The organism is Ningiella algicola, assembly GCF_028401415.2.
GTDB lineage: Bacteria > Pseudomonadota > Gammaproteobacteria > Enterobacterales > Alteromonadaceae > Glaciecola.
In genome coordinates this window covers 1049891-1068341 of record NZ_CP171821.2, presented here as the reverse complement: position 1 = coordinate 1068341, position 18451 = coordinate 1049891, and the positions used below count along the sequence as shown (strand labels likewise).

The window sequence follows — 18451 nt, the reverse complement described above, 5'->3', positions numbered from 1 at the left end:
CATTTAATTGTCGAAAAACGATTTATGAGAGTAATTTTCATTTCCGTAGTATTCCCATACAACTACCGCTATACTATGCGCGCGATAAAAAGCATAAAATCAAATAATTGAAGGATAGAGTGTGACTCCTATTACAAAATCATTTCAGTATGGTCAGCATACTGTCACCTTAGAAACTGGTGTAATCGCCAGACAAGCTACCGCAGCCGTGATGGCTAGCATGGACGATACTTGTGTATTGGTATCTGTCGTTGGTAAAAAAGAAGCGAATGCCGAGCAGAGCTTTTTTCCATTAACGGTAAATTATCAAGAAAAAACCTACGCAGCGGGCAAAATCCCGGGCGGATTCTTTAAGCGTGAAGGTCGCCCTTCTGAGAACGAAACTCTCATTGCGCGTTTAATCGACCGTCCAATCAGACCTTTGTTTCCTGATGGCTTTAAGAATGAAGTACAAATCATTATTACCGTAGTATCTGCGAATCCCGAAATTCCAACAGACATCATTTCCTTAATTGGCACCTCAGCTGCGCTTGCGATTTCTGGTTTGCCGTTTAACGGTCCAGTTGGTGCAGCGCGTGTTGGTTACATTAATGATGAGTACGTGCTTAATACACGCGCATCTGAGCTGGAAAGCAGTCAACTTGACTTAGTGGTAGCCGGCACTGAAAGCGCAGTGTTGATGGTTGAATCAGAAGCGGATGTACTTGCCGAAGACGTGATGCTAGGCGCGGTAATGTACGGCCATGAGCAATCACAAGCGGTTATCAATGCAATCAAAGAATTTGCCACTGAAGTAAATACCCCCTCATGGGACTGGCAGGCGCCAGAAGAAAATACCGAACTTAAAGAAAAAGTAAAAGCGGCGGCCTTTGACGCTATGGTTTCGGCATATCAAATTTCTGATAAGTTAGAACGTAAAGACGCAGTAAATGCAGTGACTGAAAAAACTATTGCTGATTTAACCGCAGACGATGAGTCATTAGATGCAAAAGAAATTGCAGATTTGTGTCATGACTTTGAAAGTGAAGCGGTTCGCTCGCGCATTTTAGCGGGTGAAAAACGTATTGATGGGCGTGACCCAGAAACCATACGTGCACTTGATGTTGCCACGGGTTTGTTACCAAGAACACACGGCTCTGCTTTGTTTACACGCGGTGAAACACAAGCGATTGTAGTGGCCACACTTGGCACAGAACGTGACGCACAGATGATTGATGAGTTAAGTGGTCGTCAGGATTCTCGCTTTATGTTGCACTATAACTTCCCTCCATACTGCGTAGGTGAAACCGGTTTTGTTGGTTCGCCAAAGCGTCGCGAAATTGGCCATGGCCGATTAGCAAAACGCGGTATTCAAGCGGTGATGCCTTCAGCTGAAGAATTCCCGTATGTCGTGCGTGTTGTATCTGAAATCACTGAATCAAATGGCTCATCTTCAATGGCATCTGTTTGCGGCACCTCGCTAGCGTTAATGGATGCAGGTGTGCCAATTAAAGCCTCTGTTGCCGGGATTGCAATGGGCTTGGTTAAGTCTGATGATAACTTCGTTGTTCTGTCTGATATTCTGGGTGATGAGGATCACCTTGGCGATATGGACTTTAAAGTAGCAGGTACATCAGAAGGTGTCACTGCGCTGCAAATGGACATTAAGATTGAAGGTATTACTCAAGAGATAATGCAAATTGCGCTTAAGCAGGCAAAAGAAGCACGTTTGCACATCCTTGGTGTTATGGATAAAGCCATCGCAGGCCATCGCGACGAAATGTCAGAATATGCGCCGCGTATTTACACCATGAAAGTGGATCAAGACAAGATTCGTGACGTAATTGGTAAAGGTGGGGCGACCATTCGTTCTATTACAGAAGCGTCTGACACCAATATTGAAATCGAAGATGACGGCACCATTAAAATCTTTGCGACTGAAAAAGCAAAAGCCGATATCGCTATAGACAAGATTTCTCAAGTCACAGCAGATGTTGAAGTGGGCAAAGTGTATAACGGCAAAGTTATGCGTATTGTTGACTTTGGTGCCTTTGTGGAAGTGTTGCCTGGTAAAGAGGGTTTAGTACACATTTCGCAAATCGCACATGAGCGCGTTAATAAAGTGACCGATCATTTGTCTGAAGGTCAGATGGTAGATGTGAAAGTGATGGAAATTGACCGTCAAAATCGTGTTCGTCTAAGCATTAAGGAGACGCTAGAGAAGCCTCAAGCACCTGCTGAAAGTACAGACGAAGAATAGATTGATTGCCACGCTTTCATATTTGCGTGGCCCACCATCAAATTCGTAAACAAGCTAAAAGGAGCCTGCGGGCTCCTTTTTTAATGGTGCGCCAAGTATGGCGCGTAGCGCCTTAATGGTGCTGTTCTGATACGCATGGTGGCGATCAGATGACTTGGTGGTGAAAGTCCACTATTAGCCCGACAAGGGGAATAATTAGCTGAACGGCAAGGGTGTTCATCGTGAGGTGAAATCTGAAGAAAGCCGAAAGCAAAGCACTGGCCTGACGAACAGGAATCGTATATGAGGCGGTCGCAGTGGGTGAGAAGGCCATTATCTTCAAAGCCCAATACTTGTCCAGAAACTGCGGACGTAGATACGGCGGGCATAAGTGTGAAGGTCACGCGCATTACCTTGGGAGGTCTGTTTATCTGCCACTGGCTATTAATATCGAGAGGTATTGAGATGGGTAAACAGAAGTCAGCCGAGGCCATAGTAGGTTGATTGCCGTCAACTGAAGGGCTGAACATGTTAAATGGTTTGAGAGCCAAGTGCTCGATGAGGGTAGAAGGAGCAGAAACAGCTACTGAGATATAGCTGATTATCGCCAAGGGGTGCAGACAGTATCTGCAAGAGTAGGTGAATAAGGCTTCAAGCCACGCGGCGCACAAGGATTTACTCTCATGAGGAGACGATGACCTTACTCGAAAAGATACTATCAAGACCTAATATGCAAGGTGCTTATCAGCGAGTTATGCGCAATAAAGGGGCGGCAGGAGTTGACGGTATGAGTGTAGATGCGCTTAAAGCGTATCTGCAAACACGCTGGCAAGACCACAAAGCCGATTTATTGGCAGGGCGTTATTGTCCACAAGCGGTGCTTAAGGTGAGTATTCCTAAAGCAGGCGGTGGGCAACGCGAATTAGGCATCCCAACGGTGTTGGACAGATTGATTCAGCAAGCGATACATCAGGTATTAAGTCCTATATTTGAGGAGCAGTTCTCAGAGAATAGTTATGGATTTAGGCCGCATCGCGATGCAGGGCAAGCTGTTCAACAAGCGCGAGCCTATATCGAGGAAGGTTATAGATGGGTGGTCGATATCGACTTGGAGAAGTTCTTCGACAATGTTAATCACGACATATTGATGTCGAGAATAGCGCGCCATGTCAAGGATAAAGCGGTGCTTAAACTCATTCGTGCTTATCTGAGGGCAGGTGTGTCACAGAATGACAAAACCAGTCAACGGGTGATGGGGACACCTCAAGGTGGACCATTATCGCCGTTACTGTCGAACATCATATTGACCGACTTAGATAGAGAGCTTGAGCGCCGAGGGCATAAGTTCTGTCGCTATGCTGATGACTGTAATATCTACGTCAAAAGCGAGCGTGCAGGACATCGTGTATTGAAAAGCGTGACGAGTTTCTTAGAGAGCACCTTAAAATTAAAGGTGAACAAAGAGAAAAGTGATGTGGGTCGACCGTGGCAACGAAAGTTCTTGGGGTATAGTGTCTGTCATCGCAAGCAAAATGTTCGATTGCGAATAGCGCCTGCGGTGCAAATGCGTTTTAAAAAGGACGTAAAACATACACTGCGCAGTGCAAGAGGATGGTCAATTCACCGTACGGTGGAAAAACTGAACCTGAAACTGCGAGGCTGGATAACTTACTTCCGACATATAGACGTCAAAAAGGTACTTCTTGACTTGGATGGCTGGCTTCGCCGACATCTACGCAAGATTTTATGGCGTCAATGGAAACGTGTTCACACACGCATTAAGAGACTAATCGGATTGGGTATTGATGAAGCGAGGGCGGCGACAAGCGCGACGAATGGCAGAGGACCTTGGTTCAACTCAGGGGCTTCTCACATGAATCAAGCACTACCTAAAAAGTTCTTCGACAGCCTAGGTTTAATATCATTAATGGACTATTATCATCGTCTCAAGTATTTAACATGAACCGCCGTGATACGGAACCGTACGTCCGGTGGTGTGAGAGGACGGAGAGTGTAAACTCTCCTCCTACTCAATCGATTTGTCAATACGTCTCGTCTGGGGAAACTCACTTTCTGGCAAAAGTGCATTGTTGTTTGCTAAGCTTAGTACACAAACGAAAAAGAATGCCTATGTTACGAGAAGAATATGCATGTGTTGTGACAGCCCAAGCGCTATTGGCGAGATTGAAAACTACTAAGACTCTTTTGCTTTGGATGGTTACACTAGGTCTATGCATTTTTTATGCATGTAGCGTCAGTGCTCAAAGCCGTGATACTCAAACCCGAGTGGCGACGATTATATTTGCCGCTGACATGCCGATTATTGGTGATCAAAACGAAGGCTACCCAAAGCTCGCGACCACATTAGCGAGTTACAGGCAATCCAACAACCCCACATTCTTTTTGTTTGGCGGCAACAGCCTTGGGCCTAGTCCCATGTCTACCTACGATAGTGGGTCTCATATTGTTGATTTGCTCAACAGCCTAGAGCCCGATGCGATGGGCGTTACCAAACGAGAGTACAGTTATTTTGAAGAGCAGCTATCCCTGCGCGCTTACGAGGCTGTCTTCCCAATGGTGGCAAGTAATATTTATGACCCACTTAATGGCTCAATTCAAGACGGACTCGTTAAGTCCGTGCTAATAAGTCGAGGCAAGATAAAACTGGGAGTATTGGCGGTGGTTAACCCGGCTGCTAAAGACCAGTATTTACTTGAGCGTGTCACAATCACCAATATTGAGTCTACTCTTCGCGAGCAATCGAGTGCATTGAGGCAAAAAGGCGCTGATATTGTAGCGGTTATGCACGGCAACATTTTCCCTGAAATTGAAAAACTGATTGTTGAAGGTGTAATTGATGTAAGTTTGGTTAAAGATAGGTATTCGAGTGTTAAACCTTCATTAGCATCCCCTTATGATTCGCGCGCTGTGTTTTTGACTGAGCCTGGTGAAATTGCTGTTGTGAATGTCTCTATTGAGGCCTTGAAAGAGAGTGAAATTTCATGGCAAAGGCAAAGTTTTATAGATTTAGCCCAACAGCCGCGAGTGGCGTCTTTGAGAGACGACTATCTGAACAGATTGAATCGCCTTATGGATTTACCTCTCGCCAAGATTGAGTCGCCTTTTAGTACCTTTCGTGAAGACGTTCGCACAAGCGAAAGTGCCTTTGGTAATTTGGTTACCGATGCAATGATTGATTTGACACAATCGGAAGTTGCTTTGATAAACAGTGGAATAATAAGGGGAAACAGAAATTACAGGGCGGGAGAGATCTTTACGCGTAAGAATTTGGCCACAGAGTTACCCTTTCGCTCTGGCTTGGTGGTATTGAATATTTCAGGCTATCACCTATTAAACGCGATCGAGAAAGCGCTAAACGAGTATGAATTTGGCAAGGGAAAATTCCCACAAGTAGCGGGCATGAAGGTTCGTTTTGATAGCACAAAAGCGCCAGGCAATAGGGTAATATCCGTCACCATTGACCAAGCGCTACTCGATGTGAATCAAAACTACAAACTTGCGACCACTGATTATCTTTTTAATGGCGGTGATGGATACACCGATTTTCAAAATGCATCATTAGAAGAGCAATATAGCGAACAGAAACTCACCATAGCAAAAGTATTAAGCTACAAACTGAGCCGCGATAAGATCATCAACATCTCAACGCAACAGAGAATGGTTAACGAGCATGAGTGAAGCCGATGTCCTCTTGCACGATAAAAAGCAGAACAGACGGTCATTAAGGCTTGTATTCACGCTCTCATTGGGCGCCTTGTTGATGGTGTTTAGTGCGGTGAGCGTATTCACCTTTTATCGCTTACTTGAGACCAACTCTGTTATCAAAGAGCTTGCAGACAAGTCAATTCCTCGCATCCTAAAGTTTGATCAAATAGCCAATACTGCGAATGAGCTTAGGCAGTACACAGAACAGCTCTCGAACGCGAGAACGCCGCCATCATTGAGATTAGCGAGAAGCAATACACAAGCAAAAGTTGAACAAATAAGCACTTTATTCAATGAAGTGAGCTCAGATCCAATAACTATCACCGAGTTTGATGCCATTTCAGAGGAGCTGCTTGAGTTACAAGCTTTAGTGGAGAAGCGCCTGTTAATTGTTGACTCGCTCAATATTGCGGAAGGTAAGGTGTACCGGCTGCTTTCTAGCTTTGCTAGTTTGCATCCGACAGAGTCGGATGAGTTACTGAATCGCAGGTGGGCGGAGCAATATGCCGATTTGTTTACCTTGACGACGCAGGCACTGGCTTTGAATCGGCTAAACGAGATTCGTCAATTAAAAGATAACATTCAAGCTTCGGTAAATAAGCTATTGCCGCCTAATGACTTTCCTGGACTCGAGCTACAACAGACTATAAGACAACTATACGATGAATTTGCTGACTTGGTCTTGTCTCAAAGGGGTGTGATTGATTTGCGCATGGAACAATTGAAAATTGAGGGGCGCGCGGTGGGAAGAGGAAACTTTACTGCAAACCTCGTTGCGGATTTTGCTCGCTCAGTTCAGTTTCAAGCTGCATTGATCAGTCAGGCCGTAGTAGAAGAGTCGAGTCGAAAGAACCGCATGATAGGCGAACAAATTCAAGTGATTACGATATCATTATCCGTAGCACTTGTTATTCTCATTATCATTACCTGGCATCTTAAAGTGCGGGTTATAGACAGGCTTACTACGCTAGACAATCTGGTTAAAGGTAATCTAGACTTTAGCCATGCTCGCAGCGCAATAAGTGGCAATGACGAAATCACTGAAATCGCTGAGACATTTGAGCAGTTCGCTAATAAAATTGAAATACAGCAAAAAGAACTCGCCAAACTTGCCTTGCTCGATGGTCTAACGGGAGTAGCCAATCGACGCGCATTCGACAGCGAGTGGGCGAAACAGTTTTCTCAAGCGAAACGATTTCAGCAGTGTCTCTCGCTCTTACTGATTGACGTTGATTATTTTAAACCTTTTAACGACTTTTATGGTCATCAAAAAGGGGATGCTGTATTAAAAATTATTGCAACCACCATCAATGAGCGCTTGCACAGAGATGTAGATTTAGTGGCAAGATATGGTGGTGAAGAGTTCGTAGTGGTGCTGCCGGATACGGAAAAAGCAGGCGCAGCGAAAGTGGCCAATCAATTAAAAGATGCCATAGAAGCGCTTGGTATTAAGCACGAGAAGAGCGGCGTTGCAAGTGCAGTCACCATCAGCATTGGCACATCCACTTTACCCGCTCATGAATCTGATTCGTATACACCTGAGGCAATTATCAAACAGGCTGATGTTGCACTTTATTGCGCTAAGAAACTAGGCCGTAATCGAGTAGAACAGTCTTAGCTTCATTGCCCAGGTCTCTAATTTTTCTATTTGTCTTCTTGCGGTATTCGCATGGTGTGATTGGATAGCAAAAAGCAAGCGTTTTGCTGGACGGTGCGCTCATCTACGTGTTTAGTTTCTGCGTGATCTTTTTCTGCATGATCCACTTCTGCATGATCAGTTTCTGCATGATCAGTTTCTGCATAATAGGTCCGCATAAAGTGATATCGTTCACCTATTTTATTGCCTTCGCTGTCTTGTGCGGAGTTGGGTCGCTCTACTATTGTAAACCCAAAGGCAACTGCAGTTTGATTGGCAATGAGCACTTGCACGGACTCTTGTGTTCGTTTAGTGCTGTGGGATGCTTTGCCTTCGCGAGCAAGGGCTTGCATAGGCCTTAGCATGGCTGCTTTGGAGTCTTGAATGTAGTTTGCATGGTTGTGCACCCATGTAAAACTAGGATGCAGTATGCCCTCAAAAAATGAAATATCGTTGTTTACGATGGACTGCTCGTATTGTGCATCGATCGCTTTTATCCCATCGACTGACAGGCAATTGGCATTTGCGTTAAGCGCAGCGCCAAGGGCGATTACTAAGCCTGTTAGCAGCTTAGTGCTGCATCGTGACAATTGATGTATGTTTGAACATGGCTGAGTATTGACGGATACCTTGTTTTGAACGTTCATTGTAGTGTTCCCCAATTAATTGTTATTGGTAAGCATGACACAAATACCAACGTCGGAACTATCGTTTTGGTGTATTTTTAAGTAAACTGATTATGAAAAATCCCAATGAGGAAATTGACATCGGTGTTTAGTTCTATTTTAGCGAAGTTTTTAAAACGTGCTGTGCCTAGCCGAGTTGTTTTATTCGTGTTAGTTATTTTTATGTCGGGCTGTGTAAATATGCACAGTGCTTCAAGCGGCCCGTCAGTCAACTCTTTGCTACTCGCCGAGCCTGAACCCACTTCACAGCGCTCTCAAATGGTGATCGCGCGCTATACGCATATTTTATACAAAGCACCTCTGGAGGATGATGAAAGAGCAGAATTACTCTTTCAACGCGGCATTGCATATGATTCGATTGGTTTAAATAGCTTGGCGAGGCTGGATTACACCGAAGCTCTGCGCTTAAAGCCTGACATGGCTGAAGCATATAACTCCGTTGGCGTGCATCACACGCAACAGCGCCAGTTTTTACAGGCGTATGAGGCTTTTGATTCCACTTTAGAAATAAATCCTGACTACCATTTTGCGCTATTAAATAGAGGAATAGCGCTTTACTATGGTGGTCGTAGTGAGCTTGCCGTCAAAGACACCGCCGCATTTCTCGCTCAGGATAATAGCGACCCTATCAGAGTTCTCTGGCACTACATTACCGCCAGTCAGTTACAGCCAGAAAAGGCCTTAAGTGAATTAGTAGCAAAACGAGAACTGCTCGACGATGCTACCTGGTCTACCAGCTTGGTCGATTTTTATTTAGGCAGAGTAGACGAGGCGAGAGTTATCGCTTCATTGATTGAAGATGTGCAATCTCAAGCTCAGTTAAACAATCGACTGTGCGAGGCGTATTTTTATTTAGGTAAATATCATGCTGCTAATGGCAATTCATCTACGGCGGCAAACTATTTCAAGCTTTCTTTGAGCACGAACGTGCATGAGTATGTAGAGCATAAATATGCCCGAATTGAGCTGGCCAACATTCGTGCAGCTGCTCGCCGGCAAAACTAATTCTTGATGTCTTTAAAAGTCCTTTTCGCTTGTGTATGCACGCTATTGCTAATGAGTGCAGCATATCTTTGGTCTCATTCAACTCAAACTGAAGATCTTAAGCCGCATTTAGAGCAACCTAGCTCAAGCGCTCGAGAAGTCGATGTGCTACCGGCGGCTGACGCGCTCAAAAAAGCAGTTGTCGAGCGCACTCAACTGGCTCACCAAGCATCCATTTCTGCCCAGCAATTGTTTGAAGTTTCTTTTGCGGCAGACACATACGGCTGCGCACAGCGCTTACAATTTGTTGCTTCAAGTCGAGATTCATTGCACCAGGCGACTCAATTTAAATCCCAATTTGAGGCAGATGCACGTTTTAACGGACTCGATATTTGCCTTAATGAAGTAGCACTGGTTCACGAAGAGGACCTTTCGTGCAATAACAAAACATCTCAAGGCGCGTATTTACAAAGGATCAACTGTACTTTGGATTCGTTTGTGCAAGTGACTAATGCACCACACTTCACCCACCTCGTCGTTTTTGCTGCTCAAGGGAAGGCTTATGTGCAGCGCGGTGTCATGTATCTTGATGAGCAGGACAGCTATTCAGTATTTATTCACGAACTTGCACATTTTGCCAATTTTGTTGATGAATATGCTCTTAACCCTGCGCTTGCAAGACAGTTTTGTCATCAAAGTTCTTCTGCTTCGCCAAACTTGATTTTGTCCAGTGAAAAGCTTTCAGGGCTAAATGGTAACTACGAATCGAGCAGCACCTGCGCCAGTTTAGGCATTAAAAGTTATAAGCCAAGCGCCAAGCTCACATTCATGGAATTTCACGATGTTGCTTACATCCCTGATAATTATTTACAGATGTGGGAGCTTGAGCTTTCCAGACAGCATGGCCAAATCGCCTTCGCTCATCAGATGCTCTATTTAGCAAACAAGAAAGGCAACCAAAGCTTGATTGCTCACTGGCAGGCCATTGCAGACGGTACTTAAACAGGATTCAGCTTAGTTAAGGTTTCATTCCTAATTCGAACTTACATTGTTGGCTCGAAAATGGTCAACCCACATGGACGTTGCGCCACATATTGCTACCGGCATCACCACAAAGTTTAAAATCGGTACCAAGGAAAATATATTTACCATCAATCCAAAGCCAAAGCACTTCCCACGCTGTTGAAGCAATTGCTCGCGCATGGGTTTAAACCCCACTTTGTGATTGTCAAAAGGGTAGTCACAGTATTGTACTGCCATCATCCATGCATTGAACAGGAACCATAGAACTTGGCCAATTACCGGTAGAATGAAAAACAAGAGTAAAAAACCCAGTGCGCGCGGAATAAAATACACTAACTTTGCTAGTTCTCGACCTAAGGTTCTTGGTACATCTTTAATAGCGTCTAATAGGCCTTCATCACCTAAAGGTTTATTCAGTAAATGGCGCTCGACTTTTTCACTGAGTAAGCCATTGAAGGGGGCAGCGATCCAATTCGCCAGCGTGCCGAAAATCAGAGCAAACACCAGAAGCACCGTAATCACGGCGATGGGCCACAGCAAATATACCAAGGCATCTTTTAACCAGCCCAAAAAGTCGGGAATAAACCCAATGACGTAATCCACGCCAATTTGAATGTAGTCGAGTATGAAATAAAAGGCTGTTGAGAAAAGCAGAATGTTGATGATTAAAGGAACCAGCACAAAGCGTTTAAGTCCTTTTGTTCGTATTAGTTCAAAGCCTTGAAAAAAATAGCCGCTGCCACCGCGTTGTTCCATGAAATATATGATGCCTCTTGAGTTCATTAGCGATAAGCCTATCATTTTCCTTGGACTAAAAGATATTTTCAATTGTTACTAAGTTTTTCTATTATTGTGTAAGTTCGAATAAGAAAGCGCTCAGCGGTGATCGCCAGAGCAAAACAATAAGCCGAGCATATTAAATAAGATGCGCCTTAAAAAAATTCGCCTTGCGGGCTTCAAGTCATTTGTTGACCCAACCAATATACCCTTCCCGGGCGATATGACGGCCGTTGTTGGGCCAAATGGCTGCGGTAAATCAAATGTCATAGACGCCGTGCGCTGGGTATTGGGTGAAAGCTCGGCGAAAAATTTGCGCGGCGATGCAATGACAGACGTTATCTTTAACGGGTCTTCTGCACGTAAGAGCGTATCTCAGTGTTCGGTTGAATTGGTGTTTGATAACAGCTCCGGGCGAATTGCAGGCGAATACGCCAACTACGCCGAGCTTTCGGTAAAGCGTATTGTGACCAAAGACGCTATTTCAAGCTATATGCTTAATGGCGCAAAGTGCCGACGCCGTGACATTACCGACTTGTTTTTAGGCACTGGGCTTGGTCCGAGAAGCTACGCAATTATTGAGCAGGGCATGATTTCCAAGCTCATTGAGTCAAAACCCCAAGAACTCAGGATTTTCATTGAAGAAGCAGCGGGCATTTCAAAATACAAAGAGCGGCGCAAAGAGACCCTCAATCGCATTAGCCATACTAAAGACAATTTAGATAGGCTTGAAGATGTGCGTCAAGAACTGGGCGAGCAATTGTCCAAACTTAAACGTCAGGCGACGGCTGCAACTCGCTTCAAAGAATTAAAGGCTGAGGAGCGATTATTAAAGGGACAGCTTGCCACGATGCGCTACCTTACTCAAAGCGAGTTGCTTAAGCGCTCTGATGAAGTGATTGCCCAGTATCAAAGTGAGTTGGAGTCCTTAATATCCGGCCGCCAAGGTGACGAGTCGGGTTTACAAGCTTTGAAAAATGACCAGTCTATATGCAAACAAGCCATTAGCGACTATCAGCAAGACATCTATCAACTTGGCAATGACATTACGAAACTTGAGCAATCGCAATTGTTTGCCAAAAAACGCGGCGCTCAGATAGAAGCGGAAATTCAGCATTTAATTGTGCAGAGCCAAGAAGCGAAAAGCGCATTGAGCAAAATTGAGGAGGAGCTTGACGCTCAAGAGGCGCAAATCATGACGAGTGAGCCAGAAAAGGAAATTTTACAAGAACAGCTGGAAGAGGTAGAGCAGCAACATGAGCTCATTCAGGATAAACAAGCTGCTTTGAGTAAAGCGCTTAAAGCAGCAGAAGATACTTATTACCAACAAAAACAGTTGGTTCAGCAAAAGCATAGTCAGTTGCACCAAACACTCAGCTTACAGCAACGAACCGAAGCTCGTATTAGTGAGCTCACCAATGAGCTAGCTGAGTTGGGCAGCGCCAATGACGATGCTATCGAAAGCTTGGAGGCGCAGCGAAAAGCTCTGGCAGAGCAAGTTAAGGTGGAAAAAGCGAAACTAACGACGGCAAGGGATGAGACTGTGCGCGCCAGGCAAGCCTTAGAGCACCATGAGCAAGACTGCGCACTGCATGAAAAGGCTCTCATCACTCTGGAGGCGGAACGACAGGCGCTTTTAAAGTTGCAAGTCAATCAAAGTAATGAAGGCAGTGCGCTTGTTCCTTATCTTCAAGGCAAATCACTTACCCCGAGTTGGCAAGCGTTTAGCGTGAAAGCAGGCTACGAGAAAGCGCTCGAAACCGCAATTGCAATAATGGGAGATGTATTGGTGGCTGAGGACGTCGATTTCAGCGGGCTGCTAGAAGGTCTCAGTCGAACAATGCGCGCAGCCGATGGCTTAACATTCGACGCTGGCGATAGCGGCATTGAGCAAAGTGAGGCGAAAGGGACAATTGGTCACCATCAGCCTTCAGTAGCACTGAGTTTAGCTTTCACGGAACAGAAACAGGAGGGAAGTCTATCCGCTTTCATTAATGAGTCAGCGGTGCCTGTTTTTTTCAATGCCTTAAAAATGTCAGAAAACTTAGCGGCTGCACAATCGCTTCTCAATGAGAACCAGAATGCTTTAATTCTGCTTAAAGATGGCGGCATGTTAATGCAAGATGCCTACATCAGCCCAGATAAGTCGGAAAGTGGTTTTATTACTCGCGAAGCACAAATCAAGGAATTAACGCGGCGATGCGAATCTATGATTTCACAGTTGTCATCAAAACAAAGCGCGCGGGACAGTGCAAAGCAAAACTTCAAAGCGTTAGAGGCCCAACAGAGAGGTTTAGAGGAAGGGCTCGCTAAACTTGAAAACGAGCACGGATTGTTAGCGCGCGACCTTAAAAATGCGATGGATGTTCGCGACAGTCAAGCATCCCGAAAAGTACGGTTGCAAGATGAAATTGAAAAGCAAAGTGAAACCCTAGCGCAAGAGCAAATGAGTTTCGAATTACTAAGCGAAGAAATAGAAGATGGCAGCATCTTACTCAGTGAACTTGAGGCACAAAAACAAGAGGCCGAGAGTGGTACGAAGGGGTTTGCAATTGAACTGCAGGCGATCAGCTCGCAGCAGCAAAGCTTGCAGCATCGGCTACATGAACAGGTATTATTGAATCAGCGCTTACAAAATAGCTATAAGGTTTTACAAGAGCAACATAAAGGCAAAGCCGCTAAGGTAAAAGACAACGAAGATAAAGTGATGTTGCTCAAAGATGAGGCTCAGAGCCTTTTATTGCCAGCAGAAGAACAACGCGAAAAGCTCAGTGAAATGCTCGAACGAAAGGAGCATCTTGCTGACCAACAACGCGAAAAGCAAAATAGCCTAGAAAATATTGAAGACGAGATTTCGACCATCGAAAAAGGTCAAGTGGGGATAAACACAAAAATTGATAGTATAAAGGGCAAAATCGAGAGTGAACGGCTAAGTGCTCAAACGGCAAAAGTGAAAGCGCAGTCCTTTGTAGAGCAATTAAGTGAAATGAAGCTCAAAGTGCAGGAAGTGCTTGAGCACTTACCCGAGGACGCCGAGGAGGATGGATATCAAGAAAGGCTCAATAGCGTTAGCGCAAGTGTTTCACGACTGGGGGCGGTTAATTTAGCGGCTGTCGAGGAGTTTGAAGAACAAATGGTGAGAAAACAGCATTTGGACGATCAAAATGCGGACTTAACACAGGCACTTGACACCCTTGAAGCGGCGATGCAAAAAATAGATAAAGAAACGCGTACTCGATTTAAACATACGTTTGATCAAATTAACGGTGACTTAAAAACCTTGTTTCCGAAAGTGTTTGGTGGCGGTAGCGCATATTTGGACTTAACCGATGATGATCTATTGGACACGGGTGTGACGATTATGGCGCGACCGCCGGGTAAGAAGAACAGCACAATTCACTTACTCTCTGGCGGAGAGAAAGCCCTTACCGCTTTGTCTTTAGTTTTCGCTATATTTAGACTCAACCCCGCGCCATTTTGCTTATTAGATGAGGTCGATGCACCATTAGATGATGCAAACGTTGGTCGTTTCTGTAAACTAGTCTCAGAAATGTCTAAAACCGTGCAGTTTATATACATTACTCATAATAAAGTTGCGATGGAAATGGCTACGCATCTTACTGGGGTCACGATGGCTGAGCCTGGTGTATCAAGGATGGTATCTGTGGATATGGAAGAAGCCTTAGCGATCGCAGAATAAATTTTTAAGACACGCGAAGATGCTCAAATACAAGAGAATAAAAGGATAGTAATGCAAGAAGAATTTCGTATTGCCTTATTTGTGCTTGGTTCTGCCTTCATTATTGGCATATTAGTGCATGGATGGTGGACTGTGCGCAAAAACAAAAAGCAAAGCCATCCCAATAGTTTCCAACCTAGAAGTTACGAACCAAAATTTGGTGCCAACTCTGAGCGAGATCAAGATACCGACGACGACCTTTATGACGATGTTGGCGTGGGGCAAGCGCGGGTCATTAAAACCGAAACGCATGCGCCGGTTTCAAGTGCAGAGCATGAAGAGGAAATTATTAGTCTTGCAGATGAGCATAAGCGAGAAAAAATTGTTATTACTGATGCTGATGTTGTAGATGAGTTAGATGATATTGAAGTGATTGAGAGCGAAGAGGCTGTGACCGTCTCGCCCTATCCATCAGACGAAGACCCGTCAAATACTGCAGGACCAGCAGCCGATATTGAAAACAATGAAGCTGTTAACGAAAGCCCAATCGCCGACGTAGATTCTAACGTGTCAAGCGCCCCTCTATATTCAGGTGTTGTTACCCAGCCTAAGCCTGAATTTACCAAACCAGTTAAAGTCAGCGCTAGCGCAGAAAGCGACGAAAATCCCGTGCCAGAACCCCCAGCATTTTTACTCAAAAAGAATGAAGAAGACCTCAATCAAAGTGCAGGTAGTGATAAGCAGGGTGCGGAAGGGCAACAAAACAACACTGAGCCACCCGCGCCCGATTTTTCCTTAGATGTTCAAGAAGGCCCCTTGGTAGATAAGCCTGATGAAAAGGCGAATAACACTGAACATACTGAGGCTGAGAACAAGGTGGATGACACTCAGTCGCGTCCCGAGCCTAGTGAAGAAAAAGAAGAGGGTTTTGCTGCACAGGCTAAGCGATTTATGCGCCGACGCAAGAAAACCGTAGCTGAGAAGATTCGCAAAGAGCCGAGTGTTAGGGGGACGGCTAAAAATGCCGAAGATCAGATGCGAATCGATTTTGAAGAGCCTCAAGTGCATCGAAATGCAGATGTCACCAATAGCGACGCTCAAAGTGAAGGTCTTGGTGTTTCGCAAGCTAGCGAGAGTGCTCAACAATCAACTAAAGCAGAAGAGGCGCTGCCCGATAACGATGTACTCGTGTTAAACGTGCGTGCTTCACAAGATAATCCAATTAGTGGTGCCGCTCTTTTGCCTATGTTGTTGACCTTAGGCTTTAAGTTTGGAGAGCACGACATCTTCCATAGACATGTCAATACCAACGGCAAAGGCCCAATTTTGTTTAGCCTCACCAACATGTTTAAACCAGGCGTATTTGATATCGATAATATCGAAAATTTTTCAACGCGCGGCGTATCCTTATTTATGATGCTACCTATAGAGGGCGAGGCTCAACAGGTGTTTAACATGATGCATAATGCCGCTCGCAAGCTTTCAGAAGAGTTTGGCTGCAGCATATTAGATGGGAATAAAGTTCCTCTATCGAAGCAAAGCTTGCAGCAATACTCCGAGAGAATTCGCGCATTTGAACGACGCAGATTGAGCCGCTAAACGTTGAATGCGTTTGCTTAACTGCCATTAGCGCCAATAAGCCAATAAAAGTGTTAGCACTGAGAACGTAATAAGAATAACAAAATGACTGACTCCACTATTGTTGCCAAGTATCAAGAATTAAAAACCTCACTTGAGACATTTGCTCATCAGTACTACGTTTTAGATGCTCCCACGGTACCTGATGCTCAATACGATCGATTAATGCGATCACTAATTAAGCTTGAGCAGCAGTATCCATCCTTGAAAACGCCGGATTCACCCTCTCAGAAAGTGGGCGGTAAACCGTTAAGTAAATTTGAAACCATTGCTCATGAGATACCCATGCTCAGCCTGGACAATGGCTTTGAGGATGAAGACTTAAAAGCTTTTGAGCAGCGCATTAATGACCGACTCAACAGTGCTGAGAACATTGAATTTGCTTGTGAACCAAAGCTTGATGGCTTAGCAGTGTCGATTTTGTATGTGGATGGAATTTTATTTCAAGCCGCTACTAGAGGTGACGGTCAAATTGGGGAAAACATAACTGAAAACGTTAAAACCATTGCCAACGTCCCCCTTAGATTAAGGGGCGAAGAATTACCCAGCAGAATCGAAGTAAGAGGCGAGGTCTTTATGCCCAAAGAGGGTTTTGAGCGTCTTAATCAAACTCAAAAAGAGCAGGGGGCTAAAACGTTCGCAAACCCGCGTAATGCGGCAGCTGGCAGCCTACGCCAGCTTGACAGTAAAATTACTGCAAAGCGCCCGCTTCGCTTATATGCCTATTCTGTTGGCGTGCTAGAAGGCGGTCCCATCGCATCGGTGAAAACACATAGCGAGCGATTAGCATGTTTAAAAGAGATGGGTTTGCCTTTGTGTCCTGATATTTCAACCGCAAAAGGAAGCGAACAGTGTCTCGCATATTTCAAAAAAATTGGCGAGATGCGCAATAGTCTGAGTTACGACATTGACGGTGTAGTGTTTAAAGTGGATGACTTAGGCCTTCAATCACGTTTAGGGTTCGTATCAAAAGCGCCACGGTGGGCAATGGCGCAGAAGTTCCCGGCTCAAGAAGAAATGACGCGCTTGCTAGCGGTGGAATTTCAAGTAGGCAGAACAGGTGCGATTACGCCCGTTGCAAGGCTTGAACCTGTGTTTGTGGGCGGGGTAACTGTGTCTAACGCAACTTTACATAATCAAGATGAGATTGCCCGCTTAGGGGTGAAAGTGGGCGATACGGTGGTAATACGAAGAGCGGGCGATGTGATTCCGCAAGTAGTATCTGTGGTAGAGAATTTGCGAACCAATGACGCACAAGAAATTGTGTTCCCAAAGGCCTGCCCGGTTTGTGATTCACATGTTGAACGACAACAAAGCGAAGCCGTGGCGCGCTGCACCGGCGGCCTGGTGTGTTCAGCTCAGCGTAAGGAAGCGATTAAGCATTTCGCATCACGAAAAGCTCTGGATATTGATGGTCTAGGAGATAAGTTGGTTGAACAGCTTGTTGAGGAAGGTCTTATTCATAACCCAGCCGAACTTTTTCATCTTAATTTAGCGCAATTGACGGCGCTAGATCGTTTTGGCGATAAGTCAGCGGTTAACCTACTTCGTGCTCTGGACGCTGCCAAGCAAACAACCCTGCCAAAATTCTTGTACGCACTCGGCATTAGAGAAGTGGGCGAAGCCACTGCGCGTAACCTCGCGTTGCACTTTTTGACGTTGGACGCTGTGATTAAGGCCGACAAAGAAGCGCTTATTGAGGTTCAAGATGTGGGTGAGATTGTTGCTCACCATATCTATGAGTTTATGCGCGAACCTAGCAATATTGCGATAATCAATGCCTTAGTGGACGCAGGCATCACTTGGCCTGACATTGAGGTTGCACCAATAGAGGAGCAGCCTTTCGCCGGGAAAACGGTCGTGTTAACCGGTACGCTCTCGCAAATGGGACGCAGTGAAGCAAAATCCAAGCTTCAAGAGCTTGGCGCAAAAGTCTCAGGAAGTGTATCTGCAAAAACCGATTTGTTGATTGCTGGTGAGAAAGCAGGCTCTAAACTCAGTAAAGCCTCAGAGCTGGGCATTGAAACTTGGGATGAGCAGGCTTTTGTGGATTTTCTTGCTGCACGATAAGCAGACGCTGTTGG

Annotated in this window: 12 protein-coding genes; 9 read left to right on the top strand and 3 right to left on the bottom strand. The window is 45.2% G+C overall.

Annotation, left to right across the window (positions count from 1 at the left end; all coding sequences use genetic code 11):
• The first annotated feature begins 121 nt into the window (after positions 1 to 121).
• Positions 122 to 2239: a polyribonucleotide nucleotidyltransferase gene (gene pnp, locus PN836_RS04760; protein ID WP_395344075.1), complete on the top strand. Its 2118-nt coding sequence runs from the start codon at positions 122 to 124 to the stop codon at positions 2237 to 2239.
• An 80-nt stretch (positions 2240 to 2319) separates the two neighbouring features.
• Here pnp and PN836_RS04755 read toward each other — a convergent pair whose 3' ends face one another.
• Positions 2320 to 2748 carry a hypothetical protein gene (locus PN836_RS04755; RefSeq protein ID WP_395344073.1) on the bottom strand — a complete coding sequence of 143 codons (429 nt, stop codon included), beginning with the start codon at positions 2746 to 2748 and terminating at the stop codon, positions 2320 to 2322.
• 164 nt (positions 2749 to 2912) lie between these two features.
• Between PN836_RS04755 and ltrA the strand changes: the two genes are divergently transcribed.
• From ltrA to PN836_RS04740, 3 genes are all read left to right on the top strand, one after another.
• The gene (ltrA, locus tag PN836_RS04750; RefSeq protein WP_395342555.1) at positions 2913 to 4181 is read left to right on the top strand and encodes a group II intron reverse transcriptase/maturase; all 1269 of its coding nucleotides are present in this window, start codon (positions 2913 to 2915) and stop codon (positions 4179 to 4181) included.
• Between the two features lie 161 nt (positions 4182 to 4342).
• A complete protein-coding gene (locus PN836_RS04745; protein ID WP_395344071.1) occupies positions 4343 to 5917 on the top strand; it encodes a bifunctional metallophosphatase/5'-nucleotidase in 1575 nt (524 codons plus the stop codon).
• A complete protein-coding gene (locus tag PN836_RS04740) occupies positions 5910 to 7562 on the top strand; it encodes a sensor domain-containing diguanylate cyclase (protein ID WP_395344069.1) in 1653 nt (550 codons plus the stop codon). Before PN836_RS04745 ends, PN836_RS04740 begins: the two co-directional genes overlap by 8 nt.
• A 26-nt stretch (positions 7563 to 7588) precedes the next feature.
• Here PN836_RS04740 and PN836_RS04735 read toward each other — a convergent pair whose 3' ends face one another.
• On the bottom strand, positions 7589 to 8227 hold the full coding sequence (locus PN836_RS04735; protein ID WP_395344066.1) for a nuclear transport factor 2 family protein: 639 nt from the start codon (positions 8225 to 8227) through the stop codon (positions 7589 to 7591).
• A 201-nt stretch (positions 8228 to 8428) separates the two neighbouring features.
• Here PN836_RS04735 and nlpI point away from each other — a divergent pair, with 201 nt between their 5' ends.
• Both nlpI and PN836_RS04725 read left to right on the top strand, forming a co-directional pair.
• Positions 8429 to 9271: a lipoprotein NlpI gene (gene nlpI / locus PN836_RS04730; protein ID WP_395345465.1), complete on the top strand. Its 843-nt coding sequence runs from the start codon at positions 8429 to 8431 to the stop codon at positions 9269 to 9271.
• 51 nt (positions 9272 to 9322) lie between these two features.
• Positions 9323 to 10252 (top strand): hypothetical protein, encoded by a 930-nt coding sequence (locus tag PN836_RS04725; protein ID WP_395344064.1) that lies wholly within the window; start codon positions 9323 to 9325, stop codon positions 10250 to 10252.
• A gap of 30 nt (positions 10253 to 10282) precedes the next feature.
• Here PN836_RS04725 and cysZ read toward each other — a convergent pair whose 3' ends face one another.
• Positions 10283 to 11029 carry a sulfate transporter CysZ gene (cysZ, locus tag PN836_RS04720; RefSeq protein WP_395345462.1) on the bottom strand — a complete coding sequence of 249 codons (747 nt, stop codon included), beginning with the start codon at positions 11027 to 11029 and terminating at the stop codon, positions 10283 to 10285.
• Positions 11030 to 11198: 169 nt separating this feature from the next.
• Here cysZ and smc point away from each other — a divergent pair, with 169 nt between their 5' ends.
• From smc to ligA, 3 genes are all read left to right on the top strand, one after another.
• Positions 11199 to 14750: a chromosome segregation protein SMC gene (smc, locus tag PN836_RS04715; RefSeq protein WP_395344062.1), complete on the top strand. Its 3552-nt coding sequence runs from the start codon at positions 11199 to 11201 to the stop codon at positions 14748 to 14750.
• A gap of 51 nt (positions 14751 to 14801) precedes the next feature.
• Positions 14802 to 16328: a cell division protein ZipA gene (gene zipA, locus PN836_RS04710; RefSeq protein ID WP_395344060.1), complete on the top strand. Its 1527-nt coding sequence runs from the start codon at positions 14802 to 14804 to the stop codon at positions 16326 to 16328.
• Positions 16329 to 16412: 84 nt separating this feature from the next.
• Complete coding sequence (ligA, locus tag PN836_RS04705; RefSeq protein ID WP_395344058.1) at positions 16413 to 18437, top strand: NAD-dependent DNA ligase LigA; 2025 nt, start codon at positions 16413 to 16415, stop codon at positions 18435 to 18437.
• Positions 18438 to 18451 lie beyond the last annotated feature (14 nt).

Excerpts from the sequence above, each read along its gene's own strand:
- nlpI (WP_395345465.1), top strand. The coding sequence starts at position 8,429 with ATGTCGGGCTGTGTAAATATGCACAGTGCTTCAAGCGGCCCGTCAGTC.
- cysZ (WP_395345462.1), bottom strand. The coding sequence starts at position 11,029 with ATGGAACAACGCGGTGGCAGCGGCTATTTTTTTCAAGGCTTTGAACTA.
- PN836_RS04725 (WP_395344064.1), top strand. The coding sequence starts at position 9,323 with ATGAGTGCAGCATATCTTTGGTCTCATTCAACTCAAACTGAAGATCTT.
- ligA (WP_395344058.1), top strand. The coding sequence starts at position 16,413 with ATGACTGACTCCACTATTGTTGCCAAGTATCAAGAATTAAAAACCTCA.
- PN836_RS04740 (WP_395344069.1), top strand. The coding sequence starts at position 5,910 with ATGAGTGAAGCCGATGTCCTCTTGCACGATAAAAAGCAGAACAGACGG.
- smc (WP_395344062.1), top strand. The coding sequence starts at position 11,199 with ATGCGCCTTAAAAAAATTCGCCTTGCGGGCTTCAAGTCATTTGTTGAC.
- PN836_RS04735 (WP_395344066.1), bottom strand. The coding sequence starts at position 8,227 with ATGAACGTTCAAAACAAGGTATCCGTCAATACTCAGCCATGTTCAAAC.
- ltrA (WP_395342555.1), top strand. The coding sequence starts at position 2,913 with ATGACCTTACTCGAAAAGATACTATCAAGACCTAATATGCAAGGTGCT.
- PN836_RS04745 (WP_395344071.1), top strand. The coding sequence starts at position 4,343 with ATGCCTATGTTACGAGAAGAATATGCATGTGTTGTGACAGCCCAAGCG.
- PN836_RS04755 (WP_395344073.1), bottom strand. The coding sequence starts at position 2,748 with ATGTTCAGCCCTTCAGTTGACGGCAATCAACCTACTATGGCCTCGGCT.
- zipA (WP_395344060.1), top strand. The coding sequence starts at position 14,802 with ATGCAAGAAGAATTTCGTATTGCCTTATTTGTGCTTGGTTCTGCCTTC.